Consider the following 14,333-nt stretch of genomic DNA (forward strand, 5'->3'; position numbering starts at 1 on the left):
AAAAACGCGTCATTTCGCTAAACGAAAGACGCGTTTTTTTAGGTAAAGTTAAAAAGTAGTGAATAGCGCTACTTATTTTTTTTTGCATGGCTATCCAGGTATTGATGTTTTCTTCAAGAATGGAAAGCGGCACTGGACCGTATTTCAAAATCTCATCATGGAAGCCTTTCCAATCAAACTTATCGCCAAGTTCACTTTGAGCACGCTCTCTTAGCTCCATAATTTTTAGCTTGCCAATCATATAAGCGGTCGCTTGTCCTGGCATGGCAATGTAGCGCTCAACGGCTTTTTGCGCGTCGTATTCAGGATTTGGGGTATTCTTAACAAGGTAATCTACCGCTTCCTCTCTCGACCATTTCTTTGCGTGTATGCCTGTATCTACCACCAAACGGCAAGCACGCCACAACTCCATCGCTAACCGGCCGAAATCAGAGTAGGGGTCTTCATAAAATCCCATGTCTTTTGCCAGTTCTTCGGTATATAGCCCCCAGCCTTCGGTATACGCCGTGAAACTAAGAAACTTCTGAAACTGAGGAACACCTTCAAGCTCTTGTGCGATAGCGCGCTGCATGTGATGCCCGGGAATACCTTCGTGATATGCGAGTGCTTCAAGTTGATAGGTAGGCATTGCTTTCATATCGAACAAATTGGCATAGTAGATACCCGGGCGGCTGCCGTCTTGCGCAGGACTTTGGTAAAACGCCTTACCGGCCGACTGTTCACGAAACGCTTCTACGCGCTTAACAACCATAGGCGCTTCTGGAAGAATGCCAAAATACTCTGGAATGGCTTCTCTCATTTCGTCAATGGCGGCTTTTGCCATATCCAAATATTGCTGTCTTCCTTCATCTGTTGAAGGGAGATAGAACTGGTCATCTTCGCGCATAAACACGAAAAACTCTTGAAGTGTTCCTTCAAAGTTTACCTTATCCATAATCTCACGCATGGCGTTATGAATACGTTCAACGTTTTCCAAACCGATTTGGTGAACTTCTTCAGCGGTTAGATCGGTCGTGGTAAACCAATTAAGGCGATTTTGATACCATTTATCACCATCAGGTAAACGCCATACACCGTCGCCTTCAGGCGTTACTTCACGCTGGTGGGCGAGTTCTTCGATAAATTTTTCATAGGCAGGCATGACTGACGTAACAAGTGCCGCTTTCGCTTCCCCTAAAAGCGTTGTTTTTTCCGCATCAGGGATCTCAAGGCTTTCAACCTTATTCTGGAAGTCTTCCCAAATAGTAGAAGGCGTTTCACTTGAATCAAACGGCGCCCCCGTAATGACGTTTCTCGATGCATCAATCATTTGATCGTATGCCCAGGCAGGAGGGAAAACGCCGGCTTCTTCGCGAATTTTCATCTGGTCGATGACTTGGTCAAAGTACGTGCGTACATTGTCTAATCTACCAATGTACGCTTGCGCGTCTTCTTTGCTGTTTACGCTGTGAATATTGATAAGAAAGCTGGGAACTTGTGTGTGAGCTGCGCGAAACTGATGCACGATATAGCGGTGATGCCTAAATTCGTCGTTTGCTAAGTCTCGTTCGATGCCTAATTTGTATAATCTCAGGCTTAGCTTTTCCTGTTCATTAAGTTTACTTGTATCGAAACTCTCTAGCTTCTCAAGCCGATTTTTGGCAATAGCTAGGCGGGCATCGGCTTCTTCTTCGCTGATGTCGTCCCATTTATCGTAGTCCCAGTTTTTTGCCAAGATAGCTTTGAAAAAGAGGGGAGCGCTTGAGGTTTTCTTCAAAAGTACGTTCAAAGAATGCGTTTAGCCGCTCAGACTCAGACTGCCCAGCAGGTTTTTCAGTTTTTATAGGTTCTGGTGCGGTTTTAGCGGTTTCGCTTGCTGGTGAGCAAGCCGTTAAAGTGGTAATGGCTAGCGCTATTGGCGTTAGCTTTAACAGTGTTTTTTTCATTTAAGCCCCGTCGCGTTTATTTAATTGTTTTGCTTAGTCAAAAACGATGGAAAGTTTTTGAGCCGTGTTGCTGTTTTAAACACAAAATGTTGTTTAAGCCATGCTCCTTTTAACGGTAAAGCTTAAGTGGTTAGGCTTTACCGTTAAAAGGAGCATGGTGGTAGTGACGCCAATCTCACCTTATAAGATTATTATTGGCAATCGAAATGCGTTTTACGAAGCAGGATATAAGTCAGATAACCTGTTGCTGTCGCCCGTGTGCTTTTTCTGCCACTCGCTTCTAAGGCGTTTGATTTCGGTAGATAACTTTTCAAATACGGGCTTTATTTGCTTTGATTGCGCATTTTTGTCGGCGTTATTTTTGGCAAAACGGGCAGCGTAAAGCTCGCTCATTAGGCTGTTAATGCTGGCAAACTGTGAAAGTTGGGCGTTGTCACCGGTGAGTGTTTTCAACCACTGTTGAAGCGCAGGAGTAAGCGCCCTTGTGTCATTGGCTTTTATCAAAGACATAACACGTTGAAACTGTGCTTTTTCGTCAGTATGGCCTAATACGCTACCCCCCCTGCCGTTGTATTTACCATGGCTTGAAATATGTCCACCATGGGTAATACGCTTAAGCTTTCTGAATGCTAAAAACCACCCCAATGCTGTGACAATCAGTAAAGCGCTCACTATGGCTAACGTTAGCAAGAGGAATGTGGTGTCCTCTTCGGTACGCGTTTCCCTTGCATTATCACGATTTTCTTCGCCTACATCGTCGCTGCGTTCCTGGCTAACAGGTGTGTTAACTAGCATTGGGGTATCGTCAGCACTTTCAGAGTTTGCAAGCGGCCCTGGTGCGCTACCGTTGTTGCCATCTTTGCCTGATGCCGCCGCTACAGTGATGGAGCGAGCAGGAATAGTGGCATATTCAGTTTTTTGGGTTAACGTATTGAACCAAGGGATAGTAATTTCAGGCAAAACAAAGTTGCCCGGTTCAGTGGGAATTATTGCCAGAGATGTTTGACGCTGAGAAATTAGGCTCTGATCTTTTTCCACTGTTGTTGTGTTATCTTGGTCAGGATAAAGCTTAAAATTAGGTGGGTAAAATTCAGGAATATCAGGCAGCTGCTCTTCCACCACACCTAGCGCGGTTAAGGTAACGATGCGGGTAACCGGTTCGCCTGCAACGAAACTATCGCCTTGAGGCCATTCTTCATCAACCCTCACCATCTCGGAGGGAAGCCAAGGATAATCAATGCCCTGAGGTATAGGTTTGATATTAACGGTAATATCAGGGCCAACCCGATTAACCTGCTGGGTTCTATTAAAGAAACCGAAGCGCTGGTTGGTATTTGCGGCCATGACTTCGCCGGTAAATATAGGGCCTCTTAATGTGAACTCACCTGATGCTTGAGGTACAACGGCAAATTGACGTTCAATAATTTGATAGCGGCGGCCATTAACAATGTCAGTGTATTGCTTATCTTCGCCTAGCTGAGTAATTTCAGCATTTTGCATATCTGGCGCTTGTAAGCTGCCGCGCTCAATATTGCTTGAAAGATACAGTTTAACTGTATAGAGCAACTGTTGATTTAAATAGGCTTCTTTTAAGTCGATATCTGTGGTGACAAAGTAGTCTCGCGCTACATTGCTTTGTTCTTGAACGGGAATAACCTTAACTTGTATCGGCTTGGTGGTTTTACCTTCGATAGATAGCGAAGGAATGGTGAACGAACCTTCTTTGCGGGGAAACAAGGTGGTTGTCCACACCGTTGTTCGTTTGGTATCAAAGTTGACGATAGAGGTTTGGCTGCTGACCGACGTTCGACCTACAACAAAATCTTTGAGTAGGGGAGAGCTGTCAAAAGCCTCTCTGTCTGCACTGCCATCGGCGGTAATGGTGAGTCGGATGGCTTCATCCACCATGACTGGGTTTCTATCAATGGTTGCTTCCACTGAATTCACATCAGCAAAAGCGGCCCCATTTAGCATTACCGCGAATATAAAAACAAAATATGTAGATTGTAATAAAGCTCTCATCTACCAATCACTCCGGTTTGAAGGCATACGTTGACGCTGACGCTTTTGTGCTTCTAATTGCATTTTTCGTTTTAATAAGAATGCGGGGTCATCTGGCACGCGACGCATTAAACTTTCCATTCGTTGTAGTTCTTCTTTTTCAGCATCGGATAGCTCGCCCGCTTGACTTTGCATTGCTTCGGCCTCCTGTGCTGACGATTCCTCTTCATTTAGCGCTTGTGCACTATTTTGCTGCGCGTTTTCACCTTGGTCCGCATTATCTTGCTGGCTGGACGGCTCCTGTTGTTCAGGCTCAGACGGCTCACTGTCCTCGCTCCTCTCTGCATTGTCAGAGTTTTGCTGCTCCCCGTTTTGTTCCGTTGAGTTTTGTTGTTGGTTTTGGCCAGACTGCTGGTCGCTATTGTCGTTTTGCTCACCATCTTGGTTATTGGGCTCGCCTGACTGCTGCTGATCATCTTCACCATTATTCTGCTGGGTGTCTTGGTTTTGATTTTGATCTGAACCTTGCTGCTGATTTTGCTGCTGATTTTGCTTTTCTTGCTGCGCTTGCTGCTCCAATAAGTCTTCAATTATTTTCTTATTCGCTTTCGCATCTTCAAAATCAGGGGCTTCCTGTAGCGCTAGCTCATACTTTTCAATCGCCTTTTCAAGTTTCCCAAGCTTGGCAAGCGCATTACCCTGATTGTACAAACTTTCAGGGCCTGGAATATTTTCAAAAGCCGCTAGTGCGCGCTCATACTCCCCCGACTTATAAAGCGATGATGCCTTCCACAATTTATCGTCAAACTGGCTAACCGCGTCTTTATATTTGCCTCGCTGATAGCTATTTAACGCTTCTTGATTGTCATTCATAAATGGCTTTTGCCACCACGAGAGTGACTTAGGCTGCGCTGAATTTTCTATGCCTGATTGCCGTTCGCTTGCTACGTCTGAGCCTTGTAATGCATGGGCCTTTAGCATAACAGGAGGGCTAAGTAATCCAACTAAAAGTAAGAAAACCAAGCCCCTTTTAAATGCGAAAGCGGCCAAAGGCAACAATAGTACTACCAGATAAGGGCCTACTTCCTTCCACTGGTCACCTTGAATATTGCTATCCTCTTCGTCTTCTTCACTGTTGCCTTTATCTAACAATGAAATAGCGGCAAGTGCTTCAATATCGGCATCGTTTGAAGTAAATGATTCAAACCGACCGCCGCTGGTTTTGACGACACCTTTAACTGCGTTGTCGTTAAGTTTAGGAATTACGATACTACCTGTGTGATCTTTTAGTAATTCACCACTTTGCTGGCGTATTGGCGCCCCTTCGGCTGTGCCAACGGTAAGTGCATTTAGCGTAAAGGGAATAGACGCGACATATTCTTGCAGTTCATTTTGCTGCGCTAACTCTATACCATCAGTTATCCAGTAAATCATACCCGAGTTATAGCCCGCGTTGGTTAAAAGCGCTGCGGCGCTTTCGATACCTAAAAGCGGGTCGCTGCCAGGTACAGGCATAATCTCAGGAGAAAGGCTGGGTATTAAAGTGGTAATATTCGCCGCGTCTTCGGTGAGGGGGCTAATAACAAAGGCATCACCAGCATAAGCAACAAGGCCCATTTCGCCTTCACCTATGGCATTGACTAAGTCTATCGCTTTATATTTAGCGCGGGTCAGTCGGTCGGGCGTCATATCCGTTGCTCGCATAGAAAGCGACATGTCTATCACAAGCACATGCCCCATCTTTAGCTGGTATACCGGCTGAGGTAAGCGCTCCCACGTTGGGCCAGCCAATGCAATCACACTCACAAACCACGCAATAGCCAACAGCATTATAGGTGGTTTTGCCCCCACCTCTGTTTTTCCAATCACCATATATTGATAAAGGTGTGAAGGGATTACTGATTGCCAGCCAGACTGTTTAGCCGTTGCCTTTCTTATTAAGATGACAAGCAGCAGCAGGGGGATGATTGCTGCAAACCACTCTGGACGTAGAAAGTGAAATTGGTTTAAGAAGTCGAGTTCCACTATTTCGTCTCCTTAACTGCATTGGCATGGGACATAGAAACGGCAGTGCGCCTTTGTCTTGCCCAGCGGTACACCGAGTTAGCGAGGATAAATAATGCCCAAAGCGCAGACAACATTATTGCTGCTGCCAGTGGGTAGTAAAAAAGCGCGCTTAGCGGACGCATCTTGCGGGTTTCGCCTTCAATGGGTTCTAGGGCATCGAGCTGTTGATAAATGGCCTCTAGCTCTTGTGCGTTACGTGCTCTAAAGTACTGGCCTCCTGTAGAGGTAGCAATGTCTGTAAGCATGCCTTCGTCAAGTTCTTGTGAAGGGTTAATCTCACGGCTACCAAAAAAGCTTTGAATAAGCATTTTATCGGCGCCCACACCAATGGTGTAAACTTTAACACCCTTATTGATAGCGAGTTCTTTGGCTTGTTCGGGGGTAATATTACCCGCTGTGTTTTGCCCATCAGTAAGCAATATAAGCACGTTGTTAGACTCGTCTCGCTCATCGAAACGTTTTACCGCCAAACCTATGGCGTCGCCTATCGCCGTTTGTTCACCCACAAGACCTATTACCGCTTCGCTAAGCAAGGTCGATACGGTGTCCCTGTCGTAAGTTAAAGGCGCTTGCACATATGCAGTATCAGCAAACAAAATAAGTCCAAGACGGTCGCCAACGCGGCGCTGGATAAAATCGTAAACCACTGACTTAGTCATGGTTAGGCGGTTAACTTGCCTACCGTTTAATTGCATATCGTCAATTTTCATACTGCCTGAAAGGTCAACGGCGAGCATCATTTCTCGGCCTTCGTTAGGAATACTAACAGGCTCTCCTAGCCATTGAGGTCGAGCTGCCGCGCTAATAAGTAGCAACCAGATAAGGCTGCTAATAATTAAGGGGGTTTTGGTTTGTTTTAATTGCGTCTGCTCTGATACTTCACCAGGGCGTAAACTTGGTACGCGCAGCGCCGCCATGGGCGATTCGTGCGTTTTCTTCGACAGTAAGCGAACAATAATAGGGAGGGGAAGAGCAAAGAACACCCACCACCAAGCGAGATTAAGCATGCTGTGGCTCCTTGTTGTTATCTTCGCTTAATGCTTTATTGCGTAATACATTGTTCGAGGCAAGTGAATCATCACTGTCTTTAGTGTGTTTGAACTCACCATAATGATTAGCTAACGTTTTGGGAAAACGCGCTTTTTTAAGCCATTCTCTCACCGCACTTTTACAGGCTTCAAAATCGCCTGCGTTAGGTTTCGCTTGATATACACTGCTGACAAGTAACGCTAAGTTATCTTCAAGCGTCTTATTACCCTTTCTAATGGCCGAGGTAAGAAACGTTTGCCACTGTTTACCGTATAAACCCGCCACCTGCTGCTTAGGGTAATAGCTCATTGCTGTGCGTTTTAGCACTGAGTTAAGCGTGACAGGCCAGTTGTCTTGCTGTACTGAAACCGTATCTAACAGAGCTAACGCTTGTTTACGCGCCTTGTTGTGGCGAATATGCGCCGACGCAACTTTATAAATACCAATAAGTGCTAGAACACTAAACGCAATTAATACCCACCAGCCCCAGTCCAACGGCCAAAGGTTTACCTCACTGGGTACGTGTATATCTCGCAGCTGAGCGAGGGGGTCTTGTTGCTGCCCGGGCATTGATAGCGGCTGTTGATTAGTTGGCTGCATAGCTTGTGCTAGCGTTGGAGTAGAATTGTTGCTCTGCATCAACTTAACTCCAGTCTTTGTTCTTGTTGCATACTTTGAAGCTGGTCATCAAGAGGAATACCTGCTGAAACACTAAAGCGAGAAATATTGTTTTTCCTTAGCATGTCGTAAATAGAACGATTGTGTTCATCTCGCCATTTCTTGTATTGGCGTTGTTCGTGTGTATCGCCTAACACCCATCGCTGCTGGTTTTGCCCATCTGAAACGCTCACTGTTTGAAGCGACGATGTTTGCGGAAGTGCATGCTCAATAGGGTCGTTGACAACTATTGCCCTTACTTCGCAATGGCGTGTTAAATGGCTTAAATGCTGAATAGCTTGTGCACTTAAATGCTGAAAATCTGACACCAAATATACCAGGCTGCCAGGTCTAGCTAAACGCCTTGCGCGAGCACATGCATCGGCAAACGCTTTTTCGTCCTTCGCTTTATCAGGTTTGCTTTGCGCGCTTTGCTCGTGTAATGCCATCAGCTCATGGCAAACATGCAACACGGCTTTTTTGCGGGTAAGGGGTTTTATTTCTTTATGTTGCTGTTGATTAAATACAAGAGCGCCTACTTTGTCTCCGCGGGCAGCGGCAGACCAGCTAATAAGCGACGATACGTGAGCGGCTTGAACCGCTTTTGTCAGCAGTTGGGTGCCAAACGCCATTGACGGTAAATAGTCACAGAACAGAAAGACCGGGCGTTCACGCTCTTCACGGTAAACCTTAGTATGGGTTTTTCCCGTGCGAGCGGTTACTCGCCAATCGATAGCGCGAATATCGTCACCAGGCTGGTAGTGTCGCGCCTCGTCAAACTCCATACCGCGCCCTTTGTGCTTCGTGAGATAGCTTCCTGCGAGCCTAGCTTGGGGCGCACGCTTTGGCGCTAAGTTAAATAGCTTGGCTAACTGCTGATAGCGAAGAAGCTCTGCGGTAGACAGAGAAACACCATTACTTTGCAGCTTGTATAGCTGCGCGTGTACATTATCCATGGTTTATGGAACTGCGACAGTAGCTACAATCTTATCAAGCACATCGTTTATCGTAATACCTTCCGCCTCGGCTTGGTAAGACAAGATAATTCGATGGCGCAGAACGTTATGAACAACGGCTTGAATGTCGTCTGGGCCAACAAAGTCTCTGCCGCTCAGCCATGCATGTGCGCGAGCACACCTGTCTAGGCTAATGGTTGCGCGAGGACTAGTACCCATAGCAATCCATTGGCCTAAGTCCGCACCAAAGTTAGCAGGCTTACGGGTTGCCATTATTAGCTGCACCAAATATTGCTCTAACTCAGGCGCCATATAAAGAGATAGCGCCTCTTTACGCGAGGTAAATATGTCTTCTTGAGTAAGGGTAGGTGGCGTGACAGGCGGTTCTGACAGCGCTTCTCCGCGTGTTAAGCGCAAAATTTCTAACTCCGTCTCGGCGCCAGGGTAGTCAATATCAACGTGCATTAAAAAGCGGTCTAACTGCGCTTCAGGAAGAGGGTAAGTCCCTTCTTGCTCTAATGGGTTTTGCGTAGCCATAACTAAAAAGAGCGGTGGCAACGGATAGGTTTTACTGCCCACGGTAATTTGACGCTCAGCCATCGCTTCGAGTAACGCTGACTGAACTTTTGCCGGTGCCCGGTTTATCTCATCGGCCAAGACTAAGTTATGAAATAATGGGCCTTTTTGAAAGACAAACTCACCCGTTTCAGGGCGATAGATGTCGGTGCCGGTCAGGTCGGCCGGAAGAAGGTCTGGCGTAAACTGAACGCGATGGAAGTCACCGTCGATACCGTTTGCCAATGCATTAATTGCGCGAGTTTTTGCAAGTCCGGGAGGCCCCTCTACAAGCAGGTGACCATCAGCTAAAAGAGCGATAAGAAGGCTTTTAGTTAACGCATGTTGACCAATAATTTGCTGGTCTAGATAAGCATGTAACTGTTGAAATTGCGCTGCTGCCATAATGCAAAATTTCCGTTTGAGTTCTCGTTATAGGGAAGTGTCATTTCGACCGAGGCATAAACGAACCACTAAAAAAGTGATCGCTTACGCTATAAATAAATTATACAAATCTAAGTACGCGCCACAATGACACAAAACAGACTTTCATTTCCATATAAGGTTCATTGTATCTTTCTTCAAGTCGTCAAATGGTAATAAAAATACGATATTTGGTGGTGCTTATGGCAAAACCATTGTTGTTTACTACTGTCTATTGATGGCGGTAACAACGTTAGTTCTATTTATATTGTCCTTCTCCCCGCATTATTTGCTATTTTGTTCATAGTTTGTAAAAATCGGGTTTATTACAGGTCAGACCACTTTGAATCAGTAAAGCGAAGTTTAAAGTAGGTCCTCAATTTAGGTGCATTATGGCTACAAAACAATCAGTTACTACCCGAGAGGGTGATCGCATCGCCATTGTCGCGGGGTTGCGTACTCCGTTTGCGAAAATGGCTACATATTTCCACGGCGTACCGGCTGTAGATTTAGGTAAAATGGTCGTAAACGAACTTCTCGTTCGCCATGGTGTTCAAAAAGAGTGGGTTGATCAGGTCGTTTATGGTCAGGTAGTCCAAATGCCTGAAGCGCCAAACATTGCGCGTGAAATAGTCCTTGGCACGGGAATGAACGTTCACACTGACGCATACAGCGTGTCACGCGCCTGTGCTACAAGTTTCCAATCAACAGTCAATATTGCTGAAAGCATGATGGCTGGTACGGTTCAAGTGGGTATTGCTGGTGGTGCAGATTCAACGTCTGTGTCGCCAATTGGAGTGTCAAAAAATCTAGCGCGCGCGCTAGTAGACTTACAGAAAACCAAAACCCTTGGTCAGAAGCTGAATATCTTCAAGCGCTTAAGCTTAAGAGACCTCGCGCCCGTTCCACCTGCGGTAGCGGAGTACTCTACCGGTTTGTCGATGGGCCAAACGGCCGAACAAATGGCAAAAACACACCAGATTTCTCGTGAAGAGCAAGATAAGCTAGCGCACCGTTCGCACAGCCTTGCGGCTGAAAGCTGGGAAGCGGGTAAATTGTCAAGCGAAGTAATGACAGCGTATGCAGAACCTTATAAAGGGGCCCTTGAGCGCGATAACAACGTACGCTTTGACTCAAAGCTTGAAGGGTACGCAAAGCTTCGCCCTGTGTTTGACAAAAAATACGGTTCTGTCACCGCCGCTAACGCTACACCACTGACCGATGGTGCTTCTGCAGTGCTAATGATGACAGAAAGCCGTGCAAAAGAGCTAGGTTATACCCCACTGGGTTACATCAAAAGCTATGCATTCGCTGCAATAGACGTGTGGGAAGACATGTTGATGGGCCCGTCATATGCTACGCCTATCGCTCTTGACCGTGCGGGCATGACCCTTAACGACCTAACACTAATTGAAATGCACGAAGCGTTTGCAGCGCAAACGTTGGCTAACGTTAAAATGTTTGCAAGCGACAAATTCGCCAAAGAGAAATTAGGTCGCGACAAAGCAACTGGCGAAATTGATATGGATAAGTTTAACGTAATGGGTAGCTCTATTGCTTATGGTCACCCATTTGCCGCAACCGGTACTCGAATGATTACGCAAATGCTAAATGAGTTGAATCGTCGTGGCGGTGGTTCAGGTCTATTAACTGCGTGTGCTGCCGGTGGTCTAGGTGCCGCTATGATTGTGGAGACAGAATAAGATGAGTCAGGAACAAGAAATGACAAATGAAGTTCAGCCAACATCTGGCGCATTCACGTTAACAAAGCAGGATAATGGCGTTGCTATTCTTAGCATGGACGTGCCTGGCGAAAGTATGAATACGCTTAAAGCGGAATTCGGCGATGAAATCTCTACCATGCTCGATGATATTGAGCGTGATAGCAGCATTAAAGGTGTAGTCCTTACCAGCGGTAAGCCTACCTCGTTTGTGGCAGGTGCAGATATCAGTATGCTTGCTGAGTGTAAAACTGCTGAAGACGCCACCACCATTGCTGCTGGTGGCCAAGCCATTTTCGATAGAATTGAAAACATGAAGGCGACGTTTGTTGCCGCTATTCATGGCCCTGCATTAGGCGGTGGTTTAGAGCTAGCATTGGCGTGTCACTATCGTGTATGTACCGATTCACCGAGTACTCAGGTAGGTTTACCAGAAGTTCAGCTAGGCTTGCTGCCGGGCAGTGGTGGTACACAGCGTCTTCCTCGTCTAATTGGCGTTCAGCAAGCAATGAAGATGATGCTTACCGGGTCTCCTGCGCGAGCCAAACAAGCCAAAAAATACGGCATTGTAGACGATGTAGTGCCGCATAGCGTGCTGTTAAAAGTGGCAGAGCAGTTTGCTCTTAAGCGCAAGCCTGAACGTGAAGCACCGCAAAAAAGCGTGATGGACAAAATGTTAGAAAAGACCGGCCCAGGCCGTAACATGATGTTCAAAAAAGCGCGCGAAGCGACCTTTGCAAAAACGAAAGGCAACTACCCTGCACCTGGCCATATCATCGATGTTATCGAAACTGGTATCAACGAAGATATGAAAGCGGGCCTTAAAGCCGAAGCAGAAGCGTTCGGTAAGCTTGTCATGACCCCTGAGTCATTCCAACTTCGCCAAATTTTCTTCGCGACAACGGAAATGAAGAAAGAGAACGGTGTTGAAGGTGTTAAACCTGAAAAGATGAAAAAGGTCGGCGTGCTTGGCGGTGGTTTAATGGGCGGTGGTATTGCCTATGTAACTTCAACGAAAGCGGGCGTACCTGTGCGTATTAAAGATGTCCGCGCTGAAGGCATCGCTAACGCAATGAAATACAGTTACGACATTTTAAACAAGAAGGTCAAGAAGCGTTTCATGCGTAACAGCGAAATGCAGAAGCAACTTGCGCTATTAACCGGAACGTTAGATTACAGCGGTTATCAAGATGTAGATATTGTTGTAGAAGCTGTTTTTGAAGACTTAGATCTTAAGCAAAAGATGGTGGCGGATATTGAAGAAAACTGCAAAGAAAGCACCATCTTTGCGTCTAACACTTCGTCGATCCCTATTACGCAGATCGCGGCAGAAGCAGCACGTCCAGAAAACGTGATTGGCCTACATTACTTCTCGCCAGTAGACAAAATGCCGCTAGCTGAAGTTATTGCGCATGAGAAAACGTCAGACCAAGTAATTTCTTCAACGGTTGAGTTTGCTAAAAAGCAAGGTAAGACGCCGGTTGTAGTTAAAGACGGCGCGGGCTTCTACGTAAACCGCATTTTAGCCCCGTACATGAACGAAGCGGCGAACCTTATCCTTGACGGTGAGCCTATTGAGCATATTGATAAGTCTCTGGTTAAATTTGGCTTCCCTGTAGGGCCTGTTAAGCTTCTTGATGAAGTGGGCATTGATGTAGGTACCAAGATCATCCCATTCCTTGTAGAGGCGTTTGGTGAGCGTTTCACTGCGCCTAGTGCCTTCGACAAAGTATTGGCCGATGGCAGAAAAGGTAAGAAGAATCAGAAAGGGTTCTATTCTTACGAGGGTAAAAAACCTGGTAAAGAAGTGGATGAGTCTATCTACGAGCTTCTTGGGCTATCACCTTCTGCTAAGCTAAGCGAAAAAGAAGTGGCTGAACGTTGTGTACTAATGATGCTAAACGAAGCAGCGCGTTGCTTGGATGAAGGCGTTATTCGTAACGCTCGTGATGGTGATATCGGCGCTATCTTCGGTATTGGCTTCCCTCCATTTTTAGGCGGACCATTTCGCTATATGGATATGCTTGGCATTAAACATGTGGTTGCGCGCCTTAATCACTATGCAACAGCGGTAGGCGATAAATTCGCACCGGCCGATGTGTTGGTGAACATGGCGGAAAATGATCAAACATTTTATAGTTAAGTTTATAAAATGTTAAAAAACCGGGCTTAGCCCGGTTTTTTTGTGCCTGACGTCTATTTCTGCTGGTTTATTGTTCTATTTTGGGTAAAATCTGCGCGGCTAAGAATTAAACGTGTCAAATTGTTGGCGTCAATTATCAGTGGCTTAACGTGAATAATTGATAGAGACAAATAATTCTGCAAATTAAGGTTAAACAGGTTGGAGGTAGTGTGATTGCACTCGTAGTATTAAGCGTTATATTTTCTCTATATTTTTATGTAGAAGCGTTTAAATGGGGAATGAACGCGAAGAAGTGGGCAATTGCCGGTCTTATTCTAGGCCCTGTTCTACTGCCTATGTTCTCTATCTCTCGACATTTACACTGGCGTAATGCAGTTGGGTTTAATAACCTTTATATTGCGGCGTAGCTGTAGCGTTTTAGTAAACTAATAGTAGTGTTGTTTATCCCCCAGATATAAAAAAAGAGAGCAGAGGCTCTCTTTTTTTTGAAAATCGTTTCAACTTCAAATTAGAAGCCCACGCCACCGCCATGGCCGCCACCTGTCTTAGGCTTTACGTACTCTGGCTGGGTAATGGTTTCTTGTGACTCAGGAGCTTGCTTAGCGCCTTCTTGCTTGTCGGCAGCAACTGGGGTAGCGGTAGAAAGTACTAGTGCAACGGCGTACTCTTTTAACATGTTAATTTCCTCTGATTATTTTTTTGAACGAACAAACAAAGCCGATTGTTTTATATTTCTTATCGACACCAATGGTATTGCGAGTAGCGTGCCAATATTGAAAAAATATTTAATATCTATTAAAATCAGTAGGTTATGGATTAATTTTTTGTGTGGGCTGAAGGGGGATATTCTAGCGCC

At 45.8% G+C, this 14,333-nt stretch carries 10 protein-coding genes and 1 pseudogene; 3 read left to right on the forward strand and 8 right to left on the reverse strand.

Translation table 11 applies throughout. From position 1 onward, the window contains the following. Positions 1-79: 79 nt before the first annotated feature. The 7 genes and pseudogenes from ACX5J7_RS06580 to ACX5J7_RS06610 form a co-directional block, all read right to left on the reverse strand. Positions 80-1,925, reverse strand: a pseudogene (locus ACX5J7_RS06580) (DUF885 domain-containing protein); the annotation flags it as partial. 213 nt (positions 1,926-2,138) lie between these two features. Next, on the reverse strand, positions 2,139-3,947 hold the full coding sequence (locus tag ACX5J7_RS06585) for a BatD family protein (protein WP_015066635.1): 1,809 nt from the start codon (positions 3,945-3,947) through the stop codon (positions 2,139-2,141). Then, positions 3,948-5,951, reverse strand: coding sequence for a vWA domain-containing protein (locus tag ACX5J7_RS06590; protein WP_015066636.1), 2,004 nt, complete (start codon positions 5,949-5,951; stop codon positions 3,948-3,950). It abuts the gene before it with no gap. Further along, positions 5,951-7,000 (reverse strand): vWA domain-containing protein, encoded by a 1,050-nt coding sequence (locus tag ACX5J7_RS06595; RefSeq protein ID WP_015066637.1) that lies wholly within the window; start codon positions 6,998-7,000, stop codon positions 5,951-5,953. The genes ACX5J7_RS06590 and ACX5J7_RS06595 overlap by 1 nt, the downstream gene beginning before the upstream one ends. After that, positions 6,993-7,661 carry a DUF4381 domain-containing protein gene (locus ACX5J7_RS06600; RefSeq protein ID WP_015066638.1) on the reverse strand — a complete coding sequence of 223 codons (669 nt, stop codon included), beginning with the start codon at positions 7,659-7,661 and terminating at the stop codon, positions 6,993-6,995. Before ACX5J7_RS06600 ends, ACX5J7_RS06595 begins: the two co-directional genes overlap by 8 nt. After that, complete coding sequence (locus ACX5J7_RS06605) at positions 7,661-8,635, reverse strand: DUF58 domain-containing protein (protein WP_012517842.1); 975 nt, start codon at positions 8,633-8,635, stop codon at positions 7,661-7,663. Before ACX5J7_RS06605 ends, ACX5J7_RS06600 begins: the two co-directional genes overlap by 1 nt. A 3-nt stretch (positions 8,636-8,638) precedes the next feature. Further along, positions 8,639-9,595, reverse strand: coding sequence for an AAA family ATPase (locus tag ACX5J7_RS06610; protein WP_015066639.1), 957 nt, complete (start codon positions 9,593-9,595; stop codon positions 8,639-8,641). A gap of 410 nt (positions 9,596-10,005) precedes the next feature. Here ACX5J7_RS06610 and fadI point away from each other — a divergent pair, with 410 nt between their 5' ends. The 3 genes from fadI to ACX5J7_RS06625 all read left to right on the forward strand — a co-directional run bounded on the left by fadI (position 10,006) and on the right by ACX5J7_RS06625 (position 13,884). Beyond that, positions 10,006-11,316: an acetyl-CoA C-acyltransferase FadI gene (fadI, locus tag ACX5J7_RS06615; RefSeq protein ID WP_015066640.1), complete on the forward strand. Its 1,311-nt coding sequence runs from the start codon at positions 10,006-10,008 to the stop codon at positions 11,314-11,316. A gap of 19 nt (positions 11,317-11,335) precedes the next feature. Then, positions 11,336-13,477 carry a fatty acid oxidation complex subunit alpha FadJ gene (gene fadJ / locus ACX5J7_RS06620; protein WP_041703109.1) on the forward strand — a complete coding sequence of 714 codons (2,142 nt, stop codon included), beginning with the start codon at positions 11,336-11,338 and terminating at the stop codon, positions 13,475-13,477. A 209-nt stretch (positions 13,478-13,686) separates the two neighbouring features. Further along, on the forward strand, positions 13,687-13,884 hold the full coding sequence (locus ACX5J7_RS06625) for a hypothetical protein (protein WP_015066642.1): 198 nt from the start codon (positions 13,687-13,689) through the stop codon (positions 13,882-13,884). A 101-nt stretch (positions 13,885-13,985) separates the two neighbouring features. On the opposite strand, the gene ACX5J7_RS06630 is transcribed toward ACX5J7_RS06625, so the two are convergent. After that, on the reverse strand, positions 13,986-14,153 hold the full coding sequence (locus ACX5J7_RS06630; protein ID WP_015066643.1) for a hypothetical protein: 168 nt from the start codon (positions 14,151-14,153) through the stop codon (positions 13,986-13,988). Positions 14,154-14,333 lie beyond the last annotated feature (180 nt).

The organism is Alteromonas infernus, assembly GCF_902705815.1.